The sequence below is a fragment of the Rhodoplanes sp. SY1 genome, assembly GCF_046000175.1.
Taxonomy (GTDB): domain Bacteria; phylum Pseudomonadota; class Alphaproteobacteria; order Rhizobiales; family Xanthobacteraceae; genus Rhodoplanes.
On the sequence record NZ_JBEOMB010000217.1, the window covers coordinates 1 to 1030 of the forward strand.

General features: G+C 67.1%; 1 protein-coding gene. It reads left to right on the forward strand.

Annotated features, from left to right (window positions below; translation table 11 throughout):
- Nucleotides 1–1030: transposase (locus ABTU92_RS28530; protein WP_408094955.1), on the forward strand; the 1030-nt coding region annotated here is incomplete at both ends.

Below are 1030 nucleotides of genomic sequence, written 5' to 3' on the forward strand. Positions count from 1 at the left end.
GGATCGGTTGGGGGCGGCGCCGGTCAGCCGCCCTATGGTCCGGCCGACCTTCTGAAACTCTATCTGTATGGCTACATCAATCGAGTCCGCTCTTCGCGCCGGCTGGAACAGGAAGCGCGGCGCAATCTCGAACTGATCTGGCTGTTGGGAGGTTTGGCCCCCGGGTATCGGACCATCGCCAAGTTCCGCCGGGACAACTGGGCGGCGCTCAAGGCGGCGAACCGCGGCTTCGTGCTGCTGGCTCGCGAGCTGGGCCTCGTTGGCGGCACGCTGGTGGCGATCGACGGCGCGTTCTTCGACGGCAGTGCGAGCAAGGGGAGCATCACGACGGGCAAGCGGCTCGTGGCAGAGCTCGCGGCGATCGATCGCGATATCGAGAGCCACGGCGCCGCGCTGGAAGCGGCAGACGCTGCGGAAACGAGCCTGCCGGACAGAGGCAATCGCGGCGGCGATGTCGGACAGAAGATGGCCGAGCTGATGGCGAAACGGGCCGCCGTGAAGGCCGATCTCGACCGGTTGGCTGAGACCGGCGAGACGCAGGTGTCGCGCACCGATGCCGATGCGCGGCTTCTGACCAAGACCGGCCAGACGGTCGCTGGCTACAACGTCCAGATCGCCGTCGACGATGCCCACAAGCTGATCGTGGCGAGCGAGGTGGTCAACGATGGCAACGACGCCGGCCAGCTCCACCCGATGGCGCGGGCGGCGCGCGAAGCGCTCGCGGCCGAGACGCTGACCGTGGTGGCCGATGCCGGTTACTACAACGGAGCCACGCTGAAACGCTGCGAGGAGGACGGCATCGTCGCCTATGTGCCGCCGGCCGAGCGCAACGGGCGTATCGCGGCGCAGAGCTGCTTCACCCACGTGGAATTCATCTATGACGCCGCGGCGGATGTCTATCGCTGTCCGGCCGGCGCGGAGCTGCCGCCGACCAAGACCCCCAAGAAGAACGCCGCCGGCAAACTCGAGATTCGTTATCTGAGCCGCAAGGCGGTTTGCGACGCATGTCCGCTGCGCCAGCGCTGTATCA